The organism is Corallococcus silvisoli (assembly GCF_009909145.1).
Lineage (GTDB): Bacteria > Myxococcota > Myxococcia > Myxococcales > Myxococcaceae > Corallococcus > Corallococcus silvisoli.
This window is the reverse complement of the sequence record NZ_JAAAPJ010000022.1, coordinates 47,367-72,536: the sequence shown is the minus strand read 5'-3', so window position 1 is coordinate 72,536 and position 25,170 is coordinate 47,367. Positions and strand designations below refer to the sequence as shown.

Annotated in this window: 21 protein-coding genes; 10 read left to right on the top strand and 11 right to left on the bottom strand. The window is 70.6% G+C overall.

Features of this window, described 5'->3' with window-relative positions; translation table 11 throughout:
* Positions 1 to 96: 96 nt before the first annotated feature.
* The 3 genes from GTY96_RS32965 (at position 97) to GTY96_RS32955 (ending at position 2,761) form a co-directional block, all read left to right on the top strand.
* Entirely contained in the window at positions 97 to 636 is a 540-nt protein-coding gene (locus tag GTY96_RS32965; RefSeq protein ID WP_143908187.1) for an inorganic diphosphatase, read from the top strand.
* Positions 637 to 642: 6 nt separating this feature from the next.
* Entirely contained in the window at positions 643 to 1,533 is an 891-nt protein-coding gene (locus tag GTY96_RS32960; RefSeq protein WP_143908185.1) for a CHAD domain-containing protein, read from the top strand.
* A gap of 340 nt (positions 1,534 to 1,873) precedes the next feature.
* Positions 1,874 to 2,761 (top strand): RNA polymerase factor sigma-32, encoded by an 888-nt coding sequence (locus tag GTY96_RS32955; protein WP_143908183.1) that lies wholly within the window; start codon positions 1,874 to 1,876, stop codon positions 2,759 to 2,761.
* An 85-nt stretch (positions 2,762 to 2,846) separates the two neighbouring features.
* Here GTY96_RS32955 and GTY96_RS32950 read toward each other — a convergent pair whose 3' ends face one another.
* Positions 2,847 to 3,392 carry a hypothetical protein gene (locus GTY96_RS32950; protein WP_235686040.1) on the bottom strand — a complete coding sequence of 182 codons (546 nt, stop codon included), beginning with the start codon at positions 3,390 to 3,392 and terminating at the stop codon, positions 2,847 to 2,849.
* Between the two features lie 159 nt (positions 3,393 to 3,551).
* Here GTY96_RS32950 and GTY96_RS32945 point away from each other — a divergent pair, with 159 nt between their 5' ends.
* Positions 3,552 to 4,808: an Hsp70 family protein gene (locus GTY96_RS32945; RefSeq protein WP_143908178.1), complete on the top strand. Its 1,257-nt coding sequence runs from the start codon at positions 3,552 to 3,554 to the stop codon at positions 4,806 to 4,808.
* Between the two features lie 60 nt (positions 4,809 to 4,868).
* Here the strand turns inward: GTY96_RS32945 and GTY96_RS32940 are convergent, their stop codons facing one another.
* The 4 genes from GTY96_RS32940 to GTY96_RS32925 all read right to left on the bottom strand — a co-directional run bounded on the left by GTY96_RS32940 (position 4,869) and on the right by GTY96_RS32925 (position 9,933).
* Positions 4,869 to 5,762 (bottom strand): hypothetical protein, encoded by an 894-nt coding sequence (locus GTY96_RS32940; protein WP_143908176.1) that lies wholly within the window; start codon positions 5,760 to 5,762, stop codon positions 4,869 to 4,871.
* 5 nt (positions 5,763 to 5,767) lie between these two features.
* Positions 5,768 to 8,386: a TonB-dependent receptor domain-containing protein gene (locus GTY96_RS32935; RefSeq protein ID WP_161666775.1), complete on the bottom strand. Its 2,619-nt coding sequence runs from the start codon at positions 8,384 to 8,386 to the stop codon at positions 5,768 to 5,770.
* Between the two features lie 30 nt (positions 8,387 to 8,416).
* A complete protein-coding gene (locus GTY96_RS32930) occupies positions 8,417 to 9,229 on the bottom strand; it encodes an OmpA/MotB family protein (RefSeq protein ID WP_161666774.1) in 813 nt (270 codons plus the stop codon).
* A gap of 152 nt (positions 9,230 to 9,381) precedes the next feature.
* Entirely contained in the window at positions 9,382 to 9,933 is a 552-nt protein-coding gene (locus tag GTY96_RS32925; protein ID WP_161666773.1) for a chalcone isomerase family protein, read from the bottom strand.
* A gap of 267 nt (positions 9,934 to 10,200) precedes the next feature.
* Here GTY96_RS32925 and GTY96_RS32920 point away from each other — a divergent pair, with 267 nt between their 5' ends.
* Positions 10,201 to 10,578, top strand: a complete 378-nt coding sequence (locus GTY96_RS32920; RefSeq protein ID WP_161666772.1) for a hypothetical protein — start codon at positions 10,201 to 10,203, stop codon at positions 10,576 to 10,578.
* Here GTY96_RS32920 and GTY96_RS32915 read toward each other — a convergent pair.
* Positions 10,575 to 11,555 carry a hypothetical protein gene (locus GTY96_RS32915; RefSeq protein WP_161666771.1) on the bottom strand — a complete coding sequence of 327 codons (981 nt, stop codon included), beginning with the start codon at positions 11,553 to 11,555 and terminating at the stop codon, positions 10,575 to 10,577. The two genes, GTY96_RS32920 and GTY96_RS32915, sit on opposite strands and share 4 nt — an antisense overlap.
* A 399-nt stretch (positions 11,556 to 11,954) precedes the next feature.
* Here GTY96_RS32915 and GTY96_RS32910 point away from each other — a divergent pair, with 399 nt between their 5' ends.
* Together GTY96_RS32910 and GTY96_RS32905 are read left to right on the top strand one after the other, a co-directional pair.
* Complete coding sequence (locus GTY96_RS32910; protein WP_161666770.1) at positions 11,955 to 12,773, top strand: hypothetical protein; 819 nt, start codon at positions 11,955 to 11,957, stop codon at positions 12,771 to 12,773.
* A gap of 125 nt (positions 12,774 to 12,898) precedes the next feature.
* Positions 12,899 to 15,082: a molybdopterin oxidoreductase family protein gene (locus GTY96_RS32905; protein WP_161666769.1), complete on the top strand. Its 2,184-nt coding sequence runs from the start codon at positions 12,899 to 12,901 to the stop codon at positions 15,080 to 15,082.
* Positions 15,083 to 15,103: 21 nt separating this feature from the next.
* On the opposite strand, the gene GTY96_RS32900 is transcribed toward GTY96_RS32905, so the two are convergent.
* Positions 15,104 to 16,180, bottom strand: coding sequence for a lysylphosphatidylglycerol synthase domain-containing protein (locus tag GTY96_RS32900; protein WP_328701088.1), 1,077 nt, complete (start codon positions 16,178 to 16,180; stop codon positions 15,104 to 15,106).
* Positions 16,181 to 16,462: 282 nt separating this feature from the next.
* Here GTY96_RS32900 and GTY96_RS32895 point away from each other — a divergent pair, with 282 nt between their 5' ends.
* Positions 16,463 to 17,449 (top strand): zinc-dependent alcohol dehydrogenase family protein, encoded by a 987-nt coding sequence (locus GTY96_RS32895; RefSeq protein WP_143908158.1) that lies wholly within the window; start codon positions 16,463 to 16,465, stop codon positions 17,447 to 17,449.
* A 33-nt stretch (positions 17,450 to 17,482) separates the two neighbouring features.
* Positions 17,483 to 18,247 (top strand): glucose 1-dehydrogenase, encoded by a 765-nt coding sequence (locus GTY96_RS32890; protein ID WP_143908156.1) that lies wholly within the window; start codon positions 17,483 to 17,485, stop codon positions 18,245 to 18,247.
* 30 nt (positions 18,248 to 18,277) lie between these two features.
* Here GTY96_RS32890 and GTY96_RS32885 read toward each other — a convergent pair whose 3' ends face one another.
* The 4 genes from GTY96_RS32885 to GTY96_RS32870 form a co-directional block, all read right to left on the bottom strand.
* Positions 18,278 to 20,818: a hypothetical protein gene (locus tag GTY96_RS32885; protein ID WP_161666768.1), complete on the bottom strand. Its 2,541-nt coding sequence runs from the start codon at positions 20,816 to 20,818 to the stop codon at positions 18,278 to 18,280.
* 110 nt (positions 20,819 to 20,928) lie between these two features.
* Complete coding sequence (locus GTY96_RS32880) at positions 20,929 to 21,219, bottom strand: UBP-type zinc finger domain-containing protein (protein ID WP_143908151.1); 291 nt, start codon at positions 21,217 to 21,219, stop codon at positions 20,929 to 20,931.
* 179 nt (positions 21,220 to 21,398) lie between these two features.
* Positions 21,399 to 21,884, bottom strand: a complete 486-nt coding sequence (locus GTY96_RS32875; RefSeq protein ID WP_161666767.1) for a VOC family protein — start codon at positions 21,882 to 21,884, stop codon at positions 21,399 to 21,401.
* A gap of 111 nt (positions 21,885 to 21,995) precedes the next feature.
* A complete protein-coding gene (locus GTY96_RS32870) occupies positions 21,996 to 23,171 on the bottom strand; it encodes a BMP family lipoprotein (protein WP_161666766.1) in 1,176 nt (391 codons plus the stop codon).
* Positions 23,172 to 23,461: 290 nt separating this feature from the next.
* Between GTY96_RS32870 and GTY96_RS32865 the strand changes: the two genes are divergently transcribed.
* A complete protein-coding gene (locus GTY96_RS32865) occupies positions 23,462 to 25,144 on the top strand; it encodes an amidase (RefSeq protein ID WP_161666765.1) in 1,683 nt (560 codons plus the stop codon).
* Positions 25,145 to 25,170 lie beyond the last annotated feature (26 nt).

The following is a 25,170-nucleotide window of genomic DNA, read 5'->3' as shown; positions in this document are numbered from 1 at the left end:
GAGACGCCCCCTGGCCCCGCGCCAAGGTTGGCGAGTGAAACGCGCCGGGGCCGGGCACTTGCCGGGAGCGCGAGGCAGTCACCAGCCTGAAGCTTCATGGCCACCGACTTCACCCGCCTGCCCCTGCGCGGCTTCCAGGATGCGCTGCACGTCGTCGTCGAGTCGCCCCGCGGTTCGACGGTGAAGCTCAAATACGACGCGAAGCTCCAGGCCTTCACGCTGTCCCGGCCCCTGACGCGCGGGTTCCGTTACCCGTTCGACTGGGGCTTCGTCCCCAGCACGCGGGGCCCGGATGGAGACCCGCTGGATGCGCTGGTGTACTGGGACGTACACACCTGGCCCGGCGTCGTGCTGCCCTGCCGGCCCCTGGGCGTACTCCAGGTGGACCAGAAGAAGCGGGACGCGAAGAACGGCGAGCGCGAGCGCAATGACCGCCTGCTGCTCGTCCCCGTGAACGCCAACCGCTCGGAGGACCTCCAGTCCTACGAGAACCTGTCCCAGCGAGAGCGCGAGGAGTTGGAGCACTTCTTCCTCGCGGTGGTGCACTTCGCGGACAAGGACGCGCGCATCCTCGGCTGGGACGGCCCCGACGCCGCCGAGCGCATGGTCCGCCAATACGCCGTCAAGGAGGACTGACCCGCCATGCCCCCTCCCACTCCCATCCGGGGCCTGGGCCCCGACTCCGCGCTGGGCGACGCCGCCCGCCGCATCCTCGCCGGCCGGCTCGCGGACGCGCGCCACCCCGAAGCCCAGTTGGACGCGACGACGCTGGACGTGGACGCCGTGCACGACATGCGCGTGGCCACCCGCCGCCTGCGCGCCGCGCTCCAGGTGTTCCGTGCCACCGGCAAGCTCACCCGGCTGGAGGTGGACGTGAAGCGCCTCCAGGACGCGCTGGGCGACGTGCGGGACCTGCACGTCCAGGATGCCTGGTTGGGCGCCGCGGCGAAGGGCCAGAAGGACGCGGGCAAGGCGCTCCTGGATTTGCGCAGGACCCAGCGCTCCGGGCTGAAGGAGAGGGAGAAGACGCTGCGCGCGGAGCTGGGGCGCTGGACGGAGCGCACCGTGCCGCGGCTGCTCAAGAAGCTGGACACCCTGGAGGACTCGCACCGCTTCGCCAGCAAGCGCGCGCGGGGCCACCTGCGCCTGCGCCTGCGCCGCGTGGAGAAGCGCCTGGAGCGCTACGCGGAGGCCCCCGACGCCGCGTCCGCGCACGCCCTGCGCCGGGACTTGAAGAAGCTGCGCTACGAGCTGGAGATCTTCCAGCCCGCCTTCCGCCGCACCGTGGGCGCGCTGCTGGGGGTGCTCGTGCCCCTGCAGGACGGGCTGGGCGAGCTGCACGACGCGGACGTGCGCCTGGAGCTGTTCGAGCGCGCCGCCGCCGAGGCCCCGACAGGCCAGCGCAAGGCCGCCCGCAAGCTGCTGCCCCAGGCCCGCGAGGAGCGCGCGGAGCGGTCCGCCGAAATCGCCCGCGAGGTGCAGCGCTGGCACGCGGAGGCCATCCCCAAGCGGCTGCGCAAGGCGTTGACCTGATGACCCCCTCCCGCCTCCCCGCGCCGCCAGCGGACACTCGCCCCCCAGGGCCCCTGGTGTGGGGGGCGGGGAGTGCCCACATCCCTGCTGGATGTGATCCGCCCTAGGCCCGGGTCGGAGGGCAGGCAACCCTCCCCCCGGGGCAATCGGAAGAAGTGTCGAAACCACGCGCTGTAAAAACTGCTGGCTTCCGCTCTAAGCATTGCTGTGGCTTCGCGCAACGCCCTGGAATCATTGAAGGCGCCGGTCGCCTGGCATTGGCCCGTGCGTTGCTAATGGTCTCTCCGTCGCAGCAAACGGCGGACATGCACAACCGCCCTCTTCCCCGAGAGAGACCCCCATGCAGGCTTCCAACTCCTTCTCTTCCGCTGACTCGCTCTCCACGTACCTCTCGGAGATCAACCAGTACCCGCTGCTCAACCCGCAGGACGAGCAGTCGCTCTCCCGCGCGTTCCGCGCCGGTGACCTGTCCGCGGGCCACCGGCTGGTGACGAGCAACCTGCGCTTCGTGGTGAAGGTTGCGTACGAGTACCGCTCCTACGGCCTGAAGATGTCCGACCTCATCCAGGAGGCGAACATCGGCCTGATGAAGGCGGTGCAGAAGTTCGACCCGGAGAAGGGCATCCGCCTCATCTCCTACGCGGTGTGGTGGATCCGCGCGTACATCCAGAACTACGTGCTGCGCAACTGGAGCCTGGTGAAGCTGGGCACGACGCAGGCGCAGCGCCGGCTGTTCTTCAGCCTGGCGCGCACGCGGCGCGAGCTGGAGAAGCTGGGCGCGGGCGAGGGCCACATCGTCAACGCGGAGGAGATCGCCCGCAAGCTGAACGTGAAGCCCACCGAGGTGCGCGAGATGGAGCAGCGCATGGGCGGCCGCGACCTGTCGCTGGACGCGCCGGTGGGTGAGGACGGGGACGCCACGCACCTGGACTTCGTGGAGTCCGAGGCCGCTTCGCACGCGGACGAGGTCGCCGACCGGCAGCAGGCGGGCCTCACCCGCACGCTGGTGCAGCGCGCGCTGATGCGCCTGGATCCGCGCGAGCGCTTCATCATCGAGCAGCGCGTGATGAGCGACTCGGAGATGACCCTGAGCGAGCTGGGCGAGCACTTCGGCTTCTCCCGCGAGCGCGCCCGTCAGCTGGAGATCCGCGCCAAGGACAAGCTGAAGGCGGAGCTGGCGAACCTGATGGCCGAGGCGGGCCTGGACCAGGCCGAGCTGGCCGCGTAACGCCTCTCTTCCGCTGCCTGCGACAGTCACGGCCCCGGTCCTCGCGTTGGGAAGCGCGAAGGCACGGGGCCGTGGCATGTCTGGATTAGGGCGGCAGGGGCACGCCCGGCGAGGACTCGCCGCTCTCCACGGGGGCGGGGGTCGCGGGCCGCGTCGGGGTCGTGGCGTCGATGCTGAGCGCTTGTGGCTCGCCGCTGCGCTCGTCCGTGCGGTACGAAGCCCGCACCTCCGAGCCCTCGCGGATGTCCGCCGCGCTCGCGACCCGGCCATCCACGCGCACCTGGGTGTTGGGCCCCACCTGGAGGCGCAGCCGTGGCTCGCCGCGCTCGCTGAGCAGCACCTCCCGGGCGTTCGCGCTCAGCACCTCGCCGGAGATCCGCTGCACGGGCGCGCTCGCCGTGCCCACCTCCCGCGGCGCCGCGGTGGAGGCCAGGGTCAGGGCTGGGCTGGAGCCCCGAGCGAGGGGGCGCTGGACCTCCAAGGCGCTGGCCTGGGCCTGGGCGCTTTCCACCTGCTGTTCGGGTGGGGTCCTCGCTGCGTCCTGCTGGGTGGGGTCGCGGGCCTGGCAGGCGGTGGTGCCCAACACCACCGTGGCGACGCCAGCGCCCAGCCATGCTGCGTGCGATTTCATGGGGTTCTCCTGTCGAGCGGATGACAGGGCAAAGATGACGAGCATCCGTGCGGCGCCAAGCCAACGGGCCGCGAGCCCCCGCCCGTTGGCCCGGCGGGCGGTGGGGCGTCACTTTCGGGCTACCGCGTCCCCAAGATTGGCGATAAGGGGCGCCCCCCCATGCGCGCCTGCGGACTCGACTTCGGAACCAGCAACACCGCCCTGGCCCTGCCGGATGGCACCGTGCTGCCGCTGCAGCCCCACAGCCCGGAGCCCCGGCTGTTCCGCTCCGTGCTCTTCTTCGCGGAGGAGGAGCGGGACATCTTCGCGGGCGCGGACGCCATCCAGCGCTACCTGGAGGACAACAACGGCCGGTTCATCCAGTCGGTGAAGTCCTTCCTGCACAGCTCGTCCTTCCGGGCGACGCAGGTGAAGGGGCGCACGTACACCATCGAGGACCTGGTGGCCATCCTGCTGCGCCGCGTGCGCGAGGCGGCGGGGGCCCACCTGGGCGAGGCGCCGGACGCGGTGGTGCTGGGCCGGCCGGCGGTCTTCACGCCGGACGCGGAGGCGGACGCCCTGGCGGAGAAGCGGCTGCGCAAGGCGGCGGAGCTGGCGGGCTTCACGCACGTGCAGTTCCTCATCGAGCCCATCGCGGCGGCGCTCGCGTACGAGGCGCGGCTGACGAAGGACGAGCTGGTGCTGGTGGCGGACTTCGGCGCCGGCACGACCGACCTGACGCTGATGCGGCTGGGGCCGTCGCGGCGGGGGAACCTGGACCGGCGGCCGGACGTGGTGGGCTCCACGGGCGTGCGCATCGGTGGTGACCGCTTCGACGCGGAGATCATGCGGCACAAGCTGCTGCCGCGCTTCGGCGCGGGCTCCACGTACAAGGTGAAGGGCTTCAGCCACAAGCGGCTGCCCATCCCGCAGCACGTGCTGGCGAAGCTGCTCAACTGGCACGAGATGTCCTTCATCCGGGAGAAGTCCACGCAGGAGCTGCTGGAGGTCATGCTCGACACGAGCGACCATCCGGCGGAGATCGAAGCGCTCTACGACCTGGTGATGGACAACCTGGGCTACCGGCTGTTCCGGGCCATCGAAGCGGCGAAGGTGCGCCTGTCCAGCGAGGACGTGGCGACCATCGACTTCGACGAGGCGCGCATCCACCTGCACGAGCCCATGACGCGCGCGGAGTTCGAGGCGGCGAGCCGCACGCTGCTGGACGAGCTATCACAGTGCACGGAGGGGCTGCTGGCGAAGCACCCGGAGGCGAAGGACATCGACGCGGTGTTCCTCACGGGCGGCTCGTCGCAGATTCCGGCGGTGCGGGAGCTGTACGTGAAGCGCTTCGGAGAGGACCGCGTGCGCACCGCGGACGCCTTCACCTCCGTGGCGGAGGGCCTGGGCCGCGCGTCCGCGTGGCTCGGGCGGTAGGGCCTTCCGCGCGGGGTGCGTCCATCCCCCCGCGCATGGCCCTGGAGGCCCCGGCGGGCCTCAGGGCCCCACGTCCACCGTGCGGATGGCCCAGTCGGTGCCACCCCGGCCGTCGCGGGCCACCACCCAGAAGGTGATGCGCTCGGGCGCCACGGGCGTCTGGTAGGTCGTCGTCGGGTCGCCGGGCTTGCCGTCCACCGGCTCCAGCGAACGGAACGACTTCACCTCGCCCTCCCCCGTCGCGAACCAGCTGTAGAAGACCTGCTCCGTCCGGCTCCCGTCCGCCGTCGTGTAGACCTCTTCGCTGCCCGGGCCCAGCACCGGCGTGAACGTCACCTCCGTGTCCAGCGGCAGCGGCCCCGCCAGCGGCGCGTCGTTCCACAGCACGTCCTGCATCACCGGGTTGTGGTTGGGCGCGTCCGTCGAGCGCAGCGTGATGCGGCGCACCCCGCGCTCCACGCCCTCCGGCGTCCCGCTGCCGTCCGTCGCCTCGTAGCCCACGAACAGCGGCAGCCCCGCCTGGAGCACCGCGCGCACCGTCGGGTCGTTGAAGTCGAACGTGCCCCCGCCGCCGCCGCCCGTGCTGCCCGTGGCCTTCTGGAACGACTCGATGAGCAGCGCCTGGACCGCGGGGTCGCTCAACGACAGCACGCCGTTGGACAGCGCCACGCCGCTGTCCCCCGGGCACGCCGTATCTCCGTAGGGGTTCACGTCCGGCCGGCACAGCGCGTACGTCACCGTCACCGGCCGGGCGTCCGGCGTCACCGCCAGCGCGCTGAACGTCACCGGCGGCGGCAGCGTGGTGGCGTTGGGGGCCAGCGCCAGCTCCGCGGGCTCCGCCTTGATGGCCAGCACGCGGACGCTCCGGATTTCACTCTGCGCCTCGAAGTCAGTGCCGGAGCAGGCGCTCAACCCCAGCAACGCGGTGGCACACAGCAGGAAGGGCGTGCGCATGGTGTTCAGAAGCTCCCCTTGGCGCCAAGCACGGGCAGGATGGGCAGTCCCTTGAAGAACTCCCGCCGAGAGTAATTGTAGTTGTAGGCCACGCCTTCGACAGACTGGTTGTTGTAGGCGTTCGTCAGGTCCAGATAGAGGTCCAGGCTCCACGTGTTGAAGACCAGGGTCTTGTCCACGCGGATGTCCAGCTGGTTGAACGACGGCAGCCGCTGCGAGTTGATCAACCCGTAGTACGGGATGAACACATCCGTCGTGTCGTCGCGCTTCGACCCCAGCACCGGCGTCGTCGGGTTGCCCGACGCGAAGCGGAAGCGCGCCCCCAGCTCCCAGCCCTTGGGCAGCTTGTAGCTGGCGATGGCCGTCAGCACGTGCGTCTGGTCGTTGTCGAACAGGCGCCAGCGCGCCCCCGGCGCGTCGCGGCGCTCGCTGCGGCTGAGCGTGTAGGAGATCCAGCCGAACAGCCGGTCCGTCAGCGCCCGGCGCACCAGCAGCTCGAAGCCATAGATGCGCCCCACGCCGCCGTTCTTCAGCAGCTCCGGCACCGACTCGCCGTTGCGCTCGATGCGCGCGTCCGAGCGCACGATGAGGTCGTCCAGGTCGTTGTAGAAGACCTCGCTGCCCACGAACCACTCCGGCCGCGCCTGCCACTCCGCGCCCACGCTGTACTGGAGCGAGCGCTTCGCGCCCAGGTCCGGGTTGCCGAACCCCGGCGACGGCTCATCCTGCACCGGAGGGCTGTGATAGACGCCCGCGCCGCCCTTCAGGGTCAGCGTCTCCGTGAGCGCATAGCGCACCGCGAGCCGCGGGTTCACCGTGCGCTTCACGTGCTGCTGCTCCGTGAAGATGTAGCTCTCCGTGCGCACGCCCGGCACCACCAGCAGGTCCTTCACCGGCCGCCACCGCACCTCCGCCCAGGCGGACGGGTAGTACTGGGTGAACTTCCCGTCGATGTTGACCAGGTCCTCCGTCACCAGCGGCGTGGGCGGCTCACCCTCGCGCGGCGGCTGCTGGATGCTGGCCCGCACCTTCGCCAGGTTCGCCACCACGTCCAGGCCGCCCGCCACCGTCACCGCGTCGTCGAAGGCGTACTCGACCGTGGGCCGCAGGAACAGGTCCGTGGACGCGATGCGCAGGCCGCGCTCGCCAATCTGGAAGTCCAGCAGCGTGTTGCCCACGAGCGCGTGCGTGTCGAGCGTCAGCTTCCCCTCGCGGAACTGGTGCCGCAGGCGCAGCTGGTTGAAGCCCGTCGTCACATCCAGGCCGCCGTTGACGGACGGGTCGCCGTCCGCGGGCTGGTCCAACAGCAGCGCCAGCCGGTCGCGCGACGTGAGCCCCTGGAGCGTGAAGGTGTTCTTCTTGTTCGGCTTCCACACCAGCTTCGCCTGCGCGTCGTAGTAGCGCGGCGCCACCTGGAGGCTGTTGTCGTCGAAGGGCACCAGCTTCAACAGCAGGTCGATGTACGAACGCCGGCCGCCCACCGCGAAGCTGAGCGTGTCCGTGATGGGGCCCTCCACCACCGCGTTGGACTCAATCACGCTCACGCCCACCGTGGCGTGGATGCGGTCCGTGCGCGGTTCGCGGCTGCGCACGTTGATGACGCCGCCGGTGATGTCTCCGTAGTACGAGGAGAAGTTGCCGGGCAGGTAGTCCACCGCCTCCAGCAGCTCCGAGTTGTACACGGAGGTGAGCCCGCCGAAGTGATACAGCAGGGGGATGCGCAGGCCGTCCAGGAAGACGCCGGACTCCTGCGGGCTGGTGCCTCGGATGACCAGCGCGCCGCCGTTGAACGCGGGCCGCGCCACGCCCGGCAGGTTCTGCACCACCTTCAGCGTGTCGCCCTGCGTGCCCGGGATGCGCTGCACCTCCGCCACCTCGATGGTGGTGCGCGTCACCTCCTTGCGCTCGCGGTTGCTGCGCACGACCGTCTCGAAGGAGCTGAAGATGCGCTTCTGCACGTAGTACGTCGCCTGCGTCTGCTTGCCTTCCTCGATGGTCTCCTGCGTCTTGAAGCGGTCGTAGTTGCCCAGGACGACAATCACGGGGTGCGTGCCCACCGGGACGCCGCGGAAGGAGAAGCGCCCCTCCCCGTCCGTGACGGTGGAGCGGTCCAGCTCCGTGAGCACCACCTCCGCGCCCACCAGCGGCTTGCGCGTGCCGCGCTCCAGCGCCCTGCCGCTGAAGTTCACCGGGCCCTGCGGCTCCGCGACGCCGCCGTCCGCGGCGGTCTCCGGCGGCGGCTCCGGCGCGCGGAAGATGAACTGGTAGGCGTACTGGATGCGCACCGGCGCGGGGACGTTGTCCACCTCCGCGGGCTCGAACTGGAATTGCTTCACCGCCTCCACCGCGGCCTCGTCGAAGCCGTGGCCCGCGGGCTGGGTGATCTCGACATTCGTGACGGCGCCCGTCTCCGAGATGTCGATGAGCATCACCACCGTGCCCTCCAACTGCTGGGCGGCGGCTTCTGGCGGGAAGGCCGCCTCGACCTGACGGAGCAGGGCGGGCGGCTTCGTCAGCACTCCGGTGGGAACGCCAGCATCGCCAGCGAGGGTCCCTGCGTCCGGGGTCTGGGCCACGGCCCCGGTCGCAAGCAATAGACAGACGACGCAGAAGAGCGTTCTCATGAAGGGTGCGCGGGTCTCCCGCGCACCGTCCTAGCGCCCTCCGAGGCCGGGGGCGAGCACGATTTCAATGCGCCGGTTCTGGCTCTTGTGCTCCGGCGTGTCATTGGGCACGAGCGGCTGGTACTGCCCGTATCCCGCCGCGGACAGCATCGTCGGATCCACGCCGGAATCCTGCAGCGAGCGCACCACCGCCATCGCGCGCGCCAGGCTCAGCTCCCAGTTGGTGGGGAACTGCCCGCCGCCGGTGGGCACGTCATCCGTGTGCCCTTCCACGCGCACGATGCGGCCGCGCACCGTCTTGAGCGCGTCGGCGATCTTCACCAGCGCCTCCTGCCCTTCCTTGCCCACGCGCGCGGAGCCGGACGCGAAGAGGATCTTGTCCTTGAGCTGCACGGTCATCCGGCCCTTCATCTCCGACAGTTCAATCTTGCCGTCGGAGATCTCCTGCTTGAGGGACTGGGCCAGGCTCTCGTATTCGGAGCTCTTCTTCTCCAGCTCCTCCTTCGCCTGCGCGAGCTTCTTGGAGTTGCGCGCCAGCTCGTCGTTGAGCGCGGCCAGCTGCGCGTTCTTCTCTTCCAGGGCGCGGCGCTCGGCCGCCGCGCTGGTGAGGCGGTTCTCGGACGCGTTGAGGCGCGTCTCCAGCGCCGTCTTCTCCTGCGTCAGCGCCGCCTGCTGCGCCTCCAGCTCCTGGATCTTCGCCTCGGCCGCCGCGCGGGCCGCCTTCTCATCCGTGAGGTTCTTCGTCAGCCCCTCCGCCTCCAGGGCCTTCTCGTTGAACTTCCCCTGCGAGACGCAGCCCGTGGAGAGGGCGATGAGCGCAGCCAGAACCAGACGTGTCCGCATAGGTGCGATTCCTCCTGACAAGAATGTTGGTGGGTCCGAGCCTACCGCTCTCAGGCCCACTGCCTAGGAGAAACGCGAATCAAGTTTGAGCACAAAAATACAGGCTCAGGGGGGGACGGACAGGGAGCCCGCGCCGCCAGGGGCCACGGCCGCTACTTGGGGAAGATGGGGTGGGTGTTCAGCCAGGAGCTGAAGAGGGCATCCGCGAAGGGCTTGCCCGGGATGTGGACGCCGCCAGAGGCGCCCCCGGAGACGTGGAGGCCGGAGCCCGGCAGGTAGGTGAGGACCAGGTCATCCCCCTTGCGGACGTCGTGGAGGGACGAGAGGAGCTTCTCCAGGGACTGGCTGAGGGCGTCCTCGCGCATGGCCGGGTTCTGGCGCAGGCCGTCGCGGAAGCTGCCCACCAGCTGGTCCTTGGTGATGGTGCGCAGGAAGCGAAAGTGCAGGCGTTTCAGGCTGTTGGAGGCCACGGCCTCCTTGAAGCAGGTGGGTTCCTGCTCCATGTAGAGGCTCCACACGTAGATGTTGAAGAAGAGCTTCTTCTTCAGCTCCATGTGGGTGAGCGCCAGCGTGCGGCCCTCCACCTGGAGGGAATCCGGCATGTTGACCCCGCCCGCCTGTCCCGCGTGGGCGACACCGCCCGCCAGCAGGAGCATCCCCAACGCGAACCCTCGCGCCCCCTTCTTCCACGCCGTCCCCGTCATCGCCTTCCCCTTCCCCCTCTTCCGAGCCGGTGATCGCAACAGTGCGCATGCCCTGGAGAATCGCCACCCGCCGCGATCATTGGTTTGTGCACCATTGGACGGCAACGTGAAGCCCAAGGCAAGGCCGTTGGGGGTACAAGTGACTCCCCGGTTGGCCAGCGAACGAGGTCGGATGGCGCGGGACGGCATGGGACCCGAGAGACGGGCTTAGCCCGTATGTAGCGCGGGGGCGTCATGGGAACGAGCGGCCCCCGTCTGGAGCCGCCCATGCCACCTCGACGCCCCTACGAAGAAGACGCGGAGCTCACCCGGTACGTGCTGCGCTACTACCAGCACCTCGCCACCGACGTGGAGCGCAAGGCGTACCGGGCCAGCAGCATCCCTCACTGGGATGTCGTCCCGGCGGAGGGGCCCCTCGCGCATCCCCTGGTCCGGAAGTGGTACGGCTTGGACGACCCTGCGGTGCTCGCGGCGCTGGAGGAGGGCAGGGAGGCCCTCCTGCGGCGCATGCGGGACCGGGTGTTGAAGGAACACGCGGACGTGGTGTTCATCCACCGCTGTCCCCGGTGTGAGCGCATCGTCGAGACGCCCAGGTCCCGGCAGTGCCTCTGGTGCGGCCATGACTGGCATGCCCGGCCGGGCTAGGGATTCTGCTTCGGCTCATTCGGAGGGACGGCTTTCGCGGCGGACGGGCCCTGCACCATCGCGCGCACGCGTCCATCGAGTTCCTGGACCAGGACGCCCAGCAGCTCATACGCCTTGCTCGTGAAGAGGCCGACGAGCAGCCCCGCGAAGGCCATGCTGTAGGGATTGAAGTGTGGCACTTCGCCGGTCAGCTCCAGCATGAACACGCTGCGGCCTCCACGCAGCGAGAGGAACGCGACGAAGCCGGAGGCCAGCCCCAGGGCGATCTGCTTCGTGGCGAACCGGGCGCCGCCTTCCCGCATCATCGCGATGATGGCGCCCACCAGGGCGCAGCACGACACCACGAGCGCCAGGAGATAGTCGGTGCGTGACTGCTTCAGTGGGAGCTGCGCCCAGAGGCTCCGCAGTTGGAGGGACAGACGCTCCACCCAGGGCGTTTCGAGCGGGGCTTCGGGGGTCACCTTGCCCACCGCGGTTCGGCCGTCGCCCTTCAGCGGTTCGTTCCAGAAGGAGTCCACGAGTTCGTTGCGTACCTCGGAGACCTTCACTCGGTAGTCAGAGAGGATGCGGGTGACGCCCTGCCGTGACTCCCCTGCTCCGCGCACCGACAGGGAGTCGATCTGGTTTCGAGCCTCCATGGAGTAGGCGTGGATCCGGGACACACCCCGGAGGTGCTGACGCAGGAGCTGCTGGCCCGTGGCGTCCTCCGCTCGCGCCTGCGCCACGGGGACGGAGGACACCTGACCCATGATGAGGGCGGTCTCCTCCCGCTCGACACGGTCGACCTCCGTGCGGGCCTGCTGGCGCGAGGAGATCTCCGCGATGGATGAGATGGCCAGGACCGCGCTCAGCAACAACACGCAGAGCGTCAGTCCTTCGGAGATCCGCTGGACGAGGAAGAGGGCCGCGTTCCGCAACGAGACGAGCGCCACGGGGCCCGCTGGCGCGGGCGCGGGGGCAGGAGGCACCACCGCCACGATGCTTCCGGAATTCGCTCCGCTCGGTTTCGCCAACGGCGCCCCCCTTCCTGGAGCTGCAAAGGCTAGCATTCCGGCGAGCACGATGTGCACGTCCCCCAGGCATGCATGTCTCAGTGGAGCCGCCCCCTCCCAGGGTGACAGCCCTCCTCGGCCTGTCCGGGACGTGCCCGAAGCGTGACACCACCGCGACATGCGTGGACAACCTTGACGACGACAACGCGCTCGACGTGCGGCCGAGTTCCACCGGAGCGCTGTCAACAACCCCGACCCCATGACGCAACGAGTCGAACACTGGGCGGAGGTCGTTCCAGCCAGCCTGGATGTCGCGGCGTTTCCGCAACCTTCTCCCGGGAACCCCGACAATCGGGTGATCAGCATCCCATCAAGGCACTCATCATGACGACGCGCGTTTCCATCAACAGCGGCACCCGCCTTCGGTCGACTCCTTCAACCTTCCGGGAGCAGCCGCTTCCCCAGGCCCGCACCGCGGCCCTCCCCCAGGGGGCCTCCCGCCAGCGTCCGGCGGCGACCCAGACCCGACCGGCAGCCTCCCCGCAGGTCGCCCCCCGCCAGCGTCCGGCGACCACGCAGACCCGTGCTGCTCCCCAGCGCCTGCCGCGTCACACGCGCGATACCTTCGAAGCGGGCACCGTCCGGGCCCCGGGGTCGGCTCGCACCCCTCGTGCACCGGCCACCTCGGAAACGGCGGCGGCGTCACGCAGGACCCGCGACACCTACTCGTCGGGCAACCCCAGGCTGGACGCCATCAACGCGACGCCGCTGCGCGCCGGGGCCGACAAGTCTTGCGTCAAGACCACGCGCGCGAACCTCCAGCGCGCGGGCATGCAGGGCCTGCCGGTCAATAGCGGCGGTGACGGCAACCACTCGCGGGGGACGATGGTGCAGATGCTCCGCAGCAACCATTGGCAGTCCGCGGCGATCCCCGGTTCCTCCGTGCAGACCATCGACAGCCCCGCCGGACGTGTGCAGGCACACGTGCTCTCGGGCGAGGCGTTTGAGCAAGCCGCCCGAAACGGCCAGATTCCCGAGGGGGCCGTGGTGTTCCAGACCAAGCACGGCTGGCAGTACGGCAAGTCGCCGTATGGGAGCGACATGGGCATCGCGCGCGACGGCGGCGTCTTCAACTACAAGCAGAACAGCAACATGGCCATCTACCGCAACGTGCGTGAGGCCGTGGTGCTCCTCCCTCGCTGAGCGCGCTGGAACATTCCGGTCCACCTCGACGCCTTGGGCACCGATGCCCAAGGCGTTGTCATGTGAGGGGTCCGATGTTGGCCTGAAGCTCCACCGGCAAACCCCAGGGGGTAGGCTCCACGCCCATGAGCGCTTCCGCCCCGCCCCAGGTCCACTTCCGCACCTGCAACCTCTGTGAAGCGATGTGCGGTGTCCGCATCGAAGTCGCCGACGGGCGCATCACTTCCATCAAGGGCGACGACGCGGATCCGTTCAGCCGGGGCCACATCTGTCCCAAGGCCGTGGCGCTTCGCGACCTGCACGAAGACCCGGACCGCCTCCGCCATCCCATGAAACGCACCGCCTCCGGCTGGGAGCGCGTGTCCTGGGAAGACGCCCTCCAGGACATCGGCCAACGCCTCCACGCGCTCCAGCAGGAGCACGGCCCGAACTGCGTGGGCGCCTATCTGGGCAATCCCAACGTCCACAACCTGGGCTCGATGATGTTCGGCTCCGGGCTGCTGCGCGCCCTGCGCTCGCGCAACCTGTTCTCCGCCACCTCCGTCGACCAGCTCCCCCACCAGCTCGTGGCCCACCTCATGTTCGGCCACCAGCTGCTCGTCCCCATCCCAGACATCGACCGCACGCGATACATGCTCATCCTGGGCGCCAATCCGCTCGCGTCCAATGGCAGCCTGATGACCACCCCCGACGTGCGCGCCCGCCTGCGCGCCATCCAGGAGCGCGGCGGCAAGGTCGTCGTCATCGACCCGCGCCGCACCGAGACCGCCGCCATCGCGGACCAGCACGTCTTCGTCCGCCCCGGAACCGACGCGCTCGCCCTCTTCTCCCTGCTCCACCTCGTCCTGGAGGCGAACCCCCACCGCATGGGCCGGCTCGCCGCCTTCGTCGAGGGCCTGGACGCCGTCGCGCCGCTCGCCCGTGACTTCCCTCCTGAGCGCACGGCCCCTCACACCGGCATCGCGCCAGACGTGCTTCGCGACATCGCCCGGGACCTGCTCGCCGCCGACGGCGCCGTCTGCTACGGCCGCATCGGCCTGTCCACGCAGCCCTTTGGCTCCCTCTGCCAATGGCTCATCAACGTCCTCAACATCGTCACCGGCAACCTGGACCGCGAAGGCGGCGCCCTCTTCACCCTCCCTGCCTTCGACCTCATCGGTGGCCCCCGGGCACTCGGCGTCAGCCGCGGCGGCCACGGACGCTGGAGGAGCCGCGTGCGCGGCCTGCCGGAGACCGCGGGCGAGCTCCCCGTCGCCGTGCTCGCGGAGGAGATCCTCACCCCCGGCGAGGGCCGCATCCGCGCCCTCATCACCCTGGCCGGCAACCCCGTGCTGTCCACGCCCAATGGCACACAGCTGGATACCGCGCTGGGGCAGCTCGACTTCATGGTGAGCATCGACCCATACCTCAACGAGACCACCCGGCACGCTCACTACATCCTGCCGCCCGTGTCCGTGCTGGAGCGCGGGCACTACGACCTCGCCTTCCACGTGCTCGCCGTGCGCAACACCGCGAAGTATTCGCCCCCTGTCTTCCAGGCCGCGCCGGATGCGCGCCAGGACTGGGAGATCCTCCTGGAGCTCCAGCACCGGCTGGAGACGCTACGCCACGGACGCGGCCCCCGCGCGCTCCTCAAGTACCAGGCCCTCAAGCGCCTGGGGCCCGAGCGCATCCTCGACCTGGGCCTCCGCATGGGCCCCTATGGCTCCCGCTTCCATCCGTTCAAGAAGGACGGCCTGTCGCTCGCGAAGCTGCGCGCCGCGCCCCATGGCATCGACCTGGGCCCGTTGAAGCCCAGCCTCCCCGGCCGCCTCCGCCACCGCTCCAAGCGCATCCAGCTGGCTCCAGAGCTGCTCGTCGCGGACGTGGCGCGGCTGCGCGCCGCATTCCCTGATGACGCGGCGCCTCGCGACGGGGAGCTGCTGCTCATTGGCCGCCGGCACCTGCGCGACAACAACTCGTGGATGCACAACGTGCCCGGGCTCGTGAAGGGCCGCCCCCGCTGCACGCTGATGATCCACCCCGACGACGCATCCCGGCTGGGCCTCGCCGAAGGCGTGGAGGCCACCGTCCGCTCGCGCGTGGGTGAAGTCACCGTGCCCGTCGCCGTCACCGAGGATGTCATGCCGGGCGTCGTCAGCCTGCCGCATGGCTATGGCCACCAGCGCGCGGGAATCCGCTTGAAGGTGGCGGGCGCGCACGCGGGCGCCAGCATCAACGACCTCACCGATGATCAGGCGCTGGACGCCGTCAGCGGCAACGCGGCCTTCAGCGGCACTCCCGTCCACGTCCGGCTGGCGACGACCTGAGCCGCCGAAGCCCTCACGGCCTCAGTGATACACCGGCGACGGCAAGCCCGGCGGCCCCACGGGCACCCCCGTCGCCTTCGTCTTCCGGGGGCGCCACACCAGCGGCGTGAGCGTCCCCGCCAGCACGAACACCGCCTGCACCGAGTGCGCGAGCAACGCGATGGACATCGCCTTCGCCGCCGTCGTCCCCATCGCACCCGCGGCCAGAGAGAACATCCCGTCCGTCACGCCGACCTGCCCGGGCACCAGCGAGCCCATGGCCAACGCCACCAGGTAGAGCCCTTGCGTGAACAGCGCCTGCACCGCCGTCGCGTGGATGCCCACCGCGTGCGCCAGCACCGCGTACTGCATCACCTGCAACGCACGGCTGCCCAGGAACGCCAGCATCGGCCGCCATGGACACAGCCCTCCTGCGCACACCGATGCCTGGAAGGCCTCCGCGTGCTCACCCCACCTGCCGCACCGCCGGCGCATCCACGCCCCCAGCCGCTTCGCGCGCAGCCCCGCGCGGACGCCCAGCGATGCCATCAACAACACGAAGCCATGCACCAGCATCGCCACCGTGAAGGCGCTCCAGCCCGTCAGCATGAAGGACGCCACCGCGCACGGAAAGGAGATGAGCCCTCCCGCCCCCAGCGACGCCGACTGCGACGTGGCCGCCGCCGCCGTCGCGGACGCGCCCCCCGTGTAGGGCGTGAGCAGGGTCGCCTTGGTCGCCTCCGCCGCCGCTCGGCCCGCGGGAGCCATGCTCGACACCGCGGTGCCAATCAACTGTGCACGCACCAACACCGAGAGCGGCACCTGCCGAGCGCGAGCGCCATAGGACAGCCGCGTCGCCGTGGCGTCGCAGGTCTGCCGGCCCAGTTCGATGAGCACCACCCAGGGAAGCAATGGCATCGCACCCACGAGCGTGGTCTTCAGCTCGCTGGCGCCCGCCTTGTGCACCATCGTGGCCAGCATGCTCACGCCACCCATCGCGAAGACGGGCTTGAGCACCGTCACCAGCCTGCGCTTCCAGACGCATGGTGCGGCCGACAGCCCCTCCCCCTCGGCGCTTCCCGACCCGGACCGGGCCCCTTCGTGGTGCACGTTGCTCACACTCGCCCTCCTCGCCCATCCCCACGCGCCCCACCGAGGGGTCCACTTCAGAACCTGTGCAGCCCTCCGCGCCGTGGCGAGGGCCGACTGTCGACGTCTGGCAGCCTCCCCTGCCCCGCGTCCACGGATGGACAGAGCGACCTGCCTCCAGGGGCAGGGGGAAGGGATGAGGGATCGCTCCACCTGGGAGCCGCGCACCCCGGGTGGGTCCAGAGTGCACGCTCGGCAGCAGGACCGAAGGCGGTTAGGGTGGCGCCACCTCTTTCGCGCGGGAGCAACGCCATGAAAGCAGTGCGCTTCTCGGCCTTCGGGCCGCCCTCCGACGTCGCCCAGGTGGTGGAGGAAGCTCCCCCGCCGCTCAAGCCCGGCGAGGCGCGGCTGGCGGTGCTCGCCACGCCCATCAACCCCTCCGACCTGCTCACCCTCTCCGGCGAATACGGCGTGCTGCCCAAGCTGCCCGCGACGCCCGGCAACGAGGGCGTGGGCCGCGTGGTGGAGGTGTCCGGCTCCGATGCCGTCTCCGTGGGCGACCTCGTCTTCCTCCCCCTGGGCGCGGGCACCTGGCGCACCCACCTCACCGCCCCCGCCGCGCAGCTGCTGCCCGTGCCACCCGGCCTGGACCTGCTCCAGGCCAGCATGCTGCTCATCAACCCGCCCACCGCGTACCTGATGCTGCGCCAGTTCGTGACGCTCCAGCCCGGCGAGTGGGTGGTGCAGAACGCCGCCAACTCCGCCGTGGGCCGCTACCTCATCACGCTGGCGCAGGTGATGGGCCTGAAGACCGTCAACGTGGTGCGCCGCCAGGAGTTGGCGGACGACCTCAAGGCCCAGGGCGCGGACGTGGTGCTCCTGGACACGGATGCGCTGCCCCAGCAGGTGCGCGCGGCGACGGGCGGCGCGAAGGTGCGGCTGGGCATCGACGCGGTGGGGGGCGAGTCATCCCGCCGGGTGGGTGACTGTCTTTCCACCGGCGGCACGCTGGTGAACTACGGCGCGATGGGCGGCCAGGGCCCCCAGCTGTCCGCCGCGGCCTCCATCTTCAAGGACGTCACCCTGCGCGGCTTCTGGCTGACGCGCTGGCTGCGCGACGCCCCTCGCGAGGAGCAGAACGCCACGCTCGCCCGGTTGGCGGAGCTGATGGCCGGGGGCGTGCTGCAAGCGCCCGTGGACGGCACCTATCCCCTGGAGCGCATCCAGGACGCGGTGAAGCGCGCGCAGGAGCCGGGCCGCAACGGGAAGATCCTCCTCACCCCCAACCCCGCGGCGTGAAGCCTCCGCCGCTCACTTGAAGGAACGACGACCATGAAGCGAGTCGAAGGCAAGGTGGCCCTGGTGACTGGCGGCGCGGGGGGGCTGGGTGCCGCGTCCGCGCGGATGCTCGCGCGCGAGGGCGCCAGGGTGGTGGTCACCGACCGGCGCGAAGCCGAAGCGCGCGCGGTGGCGGAGTCGCTGGGCGAGGCCGGCCTGTTCGTCCAGCTGGACGTCACCCAGGAGGACCAGTGGGTCCACGCGCTGGCGCGCACGGTGGAGAAGTTCGGGCGCCTGGACGTGCTCGTGAACAACGCCGGCATGGGCATCGTGAAGGACGTGGAGGAGATGACGCTGGACGAGTGGAAGCTCGTGCACTCGGTCAACCTGGACGGCGTCTTCCTGGGCTGCAAGCACGGCATCCGCGCGATGAAGCAGTGCGGGGCCCAGGGCTCCATCATCAACATCTCCTCCATCGCGGGCATCGTGGGCGTGGGCCAGTTCCCCGCGTACAGCTCCAGCAAGGGCGGCGTGCGCCTGCTGTCCAAGTCCGTGGCGCTGCACTGCGCGGCCAAGGGCTATGGCATCCGCTGCAACTCCATCCACCCCGGCTACGTGGAGACCGCCATGGTGGAGGCGCTGTCCCAGGCCAGCGGCCAGGCGGAGAAGACCCGCGCGCGCATGCTCAAGGGCATCCCCATGGGCCGGTTCGGTGAGCCGGACGACGTGGCGAACGCGGTGGTCTACCTCGCGTCGGATGAGTCCAAGCTGATGACCGGCGCGGAGATGATCCTCGACGGCGGCGCCACCGCGCAGTAGCGCGGGGCCCCACGACCGCGCCCCGGGAGGTCACTCCCAGGGCGCCCCGAGCAGCTCCGCGAAGCGCAATCCCAGCTCCATCCGGCCCACCATCGCCTGCCCCCACGCGGTCGCCTGCGCGGCCCAGGTGGCGGGCGTCAGCCCCGCGGTCTCGAAGAGCTTCAGCACGTCCCCGCCCCGCTGGAGCGCCTTGATCATCCGCGCGTAGTCCACGAGCGTCGGGAGCGCCGCCCCCGGGAACAACACCTCGCTGTCCAGGGGACGCGGGTCCAACCGCGGCTGGAGCGTGGACAGCGCGAGCTGGGCATTCACGAGCGCGTGGAGCTCCTGCTGCTCGCGAGCGGCGGCCTGTCTGGCCGCGAGCGCCTCGGCGTCGCGGCGGGCGACCTCGGCCTGGCGCTCCCGGTCGCGGCGGCGGGACTCGGCCACCTGCCGTTCAATCTCCCGCTCCCGCTCGCGGGCTTCATTCGCCCGGCGGCGCTCGCGGCGCTCCCGCATCATCCGCACCGCGTCGTGCGTGTCGTCCAGGAAGTCGCGGTGGATGTTCGACTCCTCCGGCGGAGACGGCGTGGCGAGCACGCGCTGCTCGAAGGCCGGGAAGCGCGCCTCGAAGTGCTCCCACTCCGCGTCCATCACGCCGAGGATGGCGGGGTCCTGGGACTCCAGCGCGTTGCGCAGCGCCATGGCGCCCTTCGACACGGAGAGGGACGCGGTGCGCGGACGCGTGCCCACCACCTCCTCCGCCGCGTCCCACAGGGCGCGCAGCCTCCGGGGCAGGGCCTCCTCTGGCGCGCCCTCCAGGAGCCGCACCGCCTGGGGATAGAGCCCTTCGGGATCCACGCGCCACCACGTCTGGAAGCGCGCGAGGACGTCCGGCTCCGCTTCGCGCTGCCTCTCCCAGAGCACGTCGCGCCACCCCGCGAAGGCGGCGAGCAACGCGCCGCGCTCGGAGGGATGTGATTGGAAGCGCCGCCAGACGGCTTCGACGAGGGACTCCCGGCCGGAGAGGGCGCTCCATGAGCGCACCAGCTTGCCCAACGGCGCCACCAGCAGGTGCTGGCCCGGACCGTCCCAGATGGCCATCAACAGGCGGCCCGCATGACCGGGTTCGGCATCCTTCCGCTCGGGAGAAAGCCGCGCGTGCTGTTCCCGCGAGGGGAACATCAACAGCGCCTCCAGCAAGGCCCCGCCGCTGTCCGGGTCGCGGGCCCAGTCGTTCAGCCGCCGCTGTTCGTCCACGCCGGAGTGGTGGAGGAAGAGCACGAACGCGGAGTCCTTGAAGCAGGCATCGCGGTCCTTCGCCGTGCCCCGGTCGATGGCGTGCACCGTCTCCTCGAGGAAGGCCCACATCGCCTCGGTCTCTTCCTCGTCGGGGCCCTCGGGGTCGTTGAAGGGAGGCGTGGCGGCCCACTCGAAGAAGTCCAGCGCGGTCTCCGCGGGCAGGTCGCGCAGCACCGAGCGCGCCCACCGGGCCCAGCGCCGCTGGTCCTCGACGCCCCAGGCCCGGAAGGGGCGGCGCTTCGCGAAGGACCGCAGCTCGTCCGCGAGCGACCCGACCGTGCGCAGGGACACGGTGAGCAGCGCCTCCAGCGCGCCCTCGGGCGGAGGCGAGGCGAGCTCCTGAAGGACCTCCTTCGCGAAGGCCGCGTCGCCGTCCCGCTCCAACCGCGTGAGGAGCCGGCGCGAGCCCCACTGGCTCAGGATGCGCCGGGCGAAGCCGGCGAGGTCGGCATCGGAGGAGTCCAACGCCTGGGCGACCTCCACCTCTTCCCGGAGGCAGAGGGCGCATTCGAAGCGGACCTCGGGGTCCGTGCCGTACAGGCCCCGGCGCAGCGCCGCGGTGACGGCCTCCGGCGGCGACTCGTCCTCGTCCGACACCCGGACCCAGGCGACCGCGGCGCGCGAGGACAGCTCGGGGACGTCGAGCACGCCCTGGGCGAGGATGCGGATCTGCTCGGACTCCTCGGGGCGGCTTCGCGGGGGAACGCCATTGCGCCAGTGCGTCAGGGCGAGCATGGCCTCCACCGACATGCGGCCCTCCCCGTTCATCAGCAGGCGGCGCACGGTGAAGCGGGCGCCCTGCTCCCAGGTGCCTTCGTGCACCCACGCGAGCGCGGCCATCTCACGCAGGTCCGGGTCCGGGGCCTTGCTCGACAGCCACTCCAGGGAGTCCGGCAGGGGGCCGACACCGAACTGCTCCTCCAGGGACGCTTCGTCCATGGGCAGCATCCGCGCCCAGCGGTCCTCCATGTCGCGCACGAAGCCGCGTTGGATGAGCCGCGCCTCCATGCGCCGCGCGTCCGCGAGGAGGCTCCGCACCACGCCCCACTGCCGCGCGTAGCGTGCTTCCAGCACCTCCACCTGGGCGGGCTCCAGCGCGGCGGTCCGAGCCGCCAGCGAGAAGCGGTCCACGCCAGACTTCAAGAGCTCTCGCGCGGAGCCGTAGCGCTCCGGCGCGATGGCGCCACAGAGGCAATGCGGACACGCGGTATCGGAGAGGATGAAGCGGGTGCACCCGGGGCAGCGCACCTCGGCGCCCCGGCGCACGCCGCTGTCGAGCAGAGCGGACATGCCCCGTGTCTACTCCGGCTCGGGGGCGTCATGCACCCCGGGCCGGCAAAGCATCGGAGGTCCGGCCTCTGTCCATGCCCCGTCACCGGGGGCCGCGAGGCTCCAGCCTGCTACGGGTGCGCCTCGCCGCGAGAAGACCGCGGCTCCATGAAGAGCTGATCGACGTAGCACCACAGCCAGTCATCATCGGACTGGAAGGCCTGGATGATGGGATGCTGTGTCTGACGGAAGTGCTTGGTGGCGTGCTTGTTCTTCGACGAGTCACAGCACCCCACGTGCCCACAGGACAGACAGCGGCGCAGGTGCACCCAGTCGTCCCCCATCTTCATGCACTCCTCACATCCCTCGGTCCTGGGCGACGGGTCATCCACCTGATCCACATGGCTGCAATTCGAGGCCATCGCTGCGCTCCTTGAAGGCAAAGTGCTTTGCCCGCAGGCTGCGCATGCCCTCCCCGCGAGGAAATCGCCCTCCAGGCCTGCTCACATGCTCCTCCGCCCGCCTGGCCATCCCGGAGAGACGAAGGCCCCCGTCTCGACGAGAGACGAGGGCCTCGGGGCGACGATGACCGCTGCTCGCGCTACCGACCTTCGGCGGCCCGCTCCAGCGTGGCGATGTCCAGCTTCACCATCTTCATCATCGCGAGCATGACGCGGCTGCGCTTCGCCTCGTCCGGGTCCTTCAGCAGCTCCTGCATCCGCGTGGGCACGATCTGCCAGGACAGCCCGAAGCGGTCCTTGAGCCAGCCACACTGCACCGGCCGGCCCCCGTTCGCCGTGAGCTTGCTCCACAGGTCATCCACCTCCGCCTGCGACTCACAGCTCACGCTCAGCGAGACGGCATCCGTGAAGGGAATGTCCTGCCCGCCGTTGAGCGCGAGGAGCTGCTGTCCCGCGAGCTGGAACTCGATGAGCAAGACGGACCCCTTCTTGCTTGGCGCTTCGTCTCCATACCGGGCGACCGACAAGATCTTCGAGTCCTTGAAGACAGAGGTGTAGAAGTTGACGGCCTCCTCGGCGTTGGCGTTGAACCACAGACAGGTGGCGATCTTCTGCGCGACGGACATGGGGGCTCCTCCTCGGCTTACAGTGGGCTTCGCGCGCGGCGGGGACAGCGGCCCGACGCGGGTCCTCCACTTAGCATCCTGCCGCGCGACCCCACGCTCGGACGTCCCCTCTCAGGGGAGGGGACCCGCGGCTTCGGAGGGAGCGACGTGCGTGGGGACCTTCAGCTCCCCGGAGATGATGCGGGCCCGCAGCGCGTCCACCGTGCGCAGCGCCTCCGCCTTGCCTGGGAATTCCAGCCGCACGGGGGCCAACCCCATGCCTCCCTCCTTCAACCCCAGCGACAGGCTCCCGCCCTTCAAGCGGCCCTGGAGCTGGTCCCGAACCGCCTCGTACACCACCAGGTCCACGTGCTTGAGGACCGCGGACAGCACCGCCTGTGGCGCCAGGTGGGACGGATCCGAGTCCACGCCAATGACATACACGGCGCCGCCTGCGTCGCGCGCCTCCTTCACCGCCTGGATGGCGCCCAGCCCGTCCACGCCGGCCGCCGCGAAGAGGACGTCCGTCTTCTTCAGCAGCAGGTCCTGCCCCACCTGCTTGCCCAGGGCGAAGTCGGTGAAGCTGCCGGTGTAGTTGACGAGCACCGTGGCCTTCGGGTTCGTCGCGGCGACGCCGGCGCGGAAGCCCGCCTCGTAGCGCTGGACCAGGGGGACCTTCATTCCGCCGACCATCCCCACCCGGCCCGTCTTCGTCACGAGGCCCGCGAGCGCGCCCGCCAGGAAGCAGCCCTCCTCCTCGCGGAAGGTGACCGTGCGCACGTTGGGCAGCGTGAAGACCCGACCCTGCGCGTCCAGGAGCGGGCTGTCGACCAGGAGGAAGGGCAGCGACGGGTTGCGCCGGGCCACCTGCTCCACCGCGTTCTCCAGCATGAAGCCCACGCCCATCGCCAGCGACACCTGCTGCTCCGCGAGCAGTTGCAGGTTGGGCTCGTAGTCCTCCGCCACCCGGCTCTGGAGGACCACGGGCGTGATGCCCAGAGGCCCCAGCTCCCGCGCGGCCAGGTCTGGCCCCAGCGAGTCCTGACGCTCGGCCGCGGAGGCCTGCTGGTAGCCGGCCTTCTCGTACTTCACGCCAGCCGCCCACAGCTCCAGCCCCCGCAGGGCCGAGTCGTTGAACGCGTGATCTCCCCGCCCCCCCAATCCCAGCACGAGGCCGATGCTGGGTTTAGAGCCAGAAGGTCGCGTGTCAGACGACTCAGGCCCCGCGGGGGGTGCCTCCTTCTTGCAGCCCGTGAAGGCCGCCAGGAGGCACAGGACGAGAGAGACACTGCGACGGTGTGGGCCCATGGCTCCACCGGTGTATCACGCCGCCACGGCCGCTTCCGGACGCGGGCGCTGCCCGGGTTTGGAGTGTGTGCCTGCGTCGCGGGTGCATGGCTCCGGGCTGTGCACGCCATGTGCCGTCGTCTGGCTGGGACGGCTCCCTCCCAGACACGCGGGCTCCCCGCCCAAAGCGCGTTTCAGCGGGACGCGGCGTGCGTGCGCGGGTGACGCAGCAGCCCCGTGGACGGCGGGACCCGGCCTCCCCCTGGCCGCGCGCGATGGAACGGCCGCGGGGGCGCGGTAGGCTGCACTCCATGCCCTATCAACGCTCCCCGGTGAAGGCGCCGCGTCTCTCAGGCGTGGCCCTCAAGGCCATGGTCCACACGCTGGAGCGGGGCGGCGTCGGGCCGGTGCTGGTGGAGAAGTTGATGAGGGACAGCGGCATCGTGTCGTGGCGCGAGCTGTCCGCCGGAGACGCGCCGCCCGTCCAGTACCCCCTGCCCCCCGGGGCGCCCGCCACCGAAACCCAGACACCGCTGGAGCAGGCCGCGCGCGCCGTCGCCGCTTCGCCGGGCGAGCCGACGCGGGAGACGGTCGCGGCCTTCGCTCACGCCTACCGCGAAGGCGGGATGGATCCGGTGGCCGTGGTGCGGAAGGTCCATGCGTCCATCGAGCGGCTGGACGGCGGCGCGGACCGCCTGGGCCTCTTCATCGCGCGCAAGCCGGACGAGGTGCTGCGGGCCGCGGAGGCGTCAGCGGAGCGCCTGCGCGCGGGCAGGCCCTTGAGCGTGCTGGAGGGCGTGCCCGTGGTCCTGAAGGACGAGGTGGACCTGGCGGGCTTTCCCACGACGCTGGGCACCACGTTCCGCCCCCAGGTCGTCTCCACCGACTCGACGGTCGCCGCGCGCTTGAAGGCCGCGGGCGCGCTCATCCTGGGCAAGGCCAACATGAATGAGATTGGCATCAACCCCATCGGGTTGAACCCGCACCACGGCGCCGCGCGCAACCCGTGGAACCGGGGCCACATCACCGGCGGCAGCTCCAGCGCCTCCGGGGCCGTGGTGGCCGCGGGCCTGTGTCCGCTGAGCATCGGCGCGGACGGAGGCGGCTCCATCCGCATTCCCGCCGCGCTCTGCGGCATCGTCGGACTGAAGGCCACGTGGGGCCGCATCCCGGAGACCGGCGTTCCGCCGCTGTGCTGGAACGTGGCGCACGTCGGCCCCATGGGCCTCACGGTCGACGACGTCGCGGCGATGTATGCGATTCTCGCCGGTCCGGACGGGCATGACGTCGTCGCGCGGCAGCAGCCCCCGCATCACCTGTCAGGCTACGAGGATGGGGCGCTGAAGGGCGTCCGCCTGGGGCTCTGCACGCCCTACTTCGAGGACGCCGACCCGGACGTGGTGGCCCGGTGCAAGGAGGCCGTGCGCGCCCTCACCGACGCGGGGGCCACGGTGGTGGAGATTCCGCCGCCGGACCTGAACACGATCCTCTGGACGCACAGCTGCATCATCTTGAGTGAGATGACGGAGGCGATGCTGCCGCAGCTGAAGGAGAGCGCGTCGGTGTTCGGGCTCGACTCGCGAACCAACCTGGCGCTCGGGCGGCACTTCCGGGCCACGGACTTCGTCCACGCGCTGCGGCACCGGCACCGGCTGACGCGGGAGCTGCTGTCCCTCATGGCGGACGTGGACGTCATCGTCACCCCGACCACCGCCAGCACCGCCCCGGCGATCCCCGAAGCGACGCTCCCCGACGGCGAGTCGAACCTGCCCGTGGTGGATGCGTTGATGCGCTTCATCCGTCTGGCGAACCTCACGGGCTGCCCCGCCCTCTCCGTGCCCGCGGGCTTCGACCGCGCGGGCCTGCCCGTGGGCTTTCACCTGATGGGGCGGCCGTACGAGGAGCACCTGCTGCTGCGACTGGGACGGGTGGTGGAGCACGCGGCGGAGCACCGCACGCCGGCCCTCCACGTGAACGCCTTGCGGCCGGGTTGAGCGCGGGAGGGCGGGGGCAACTCCTG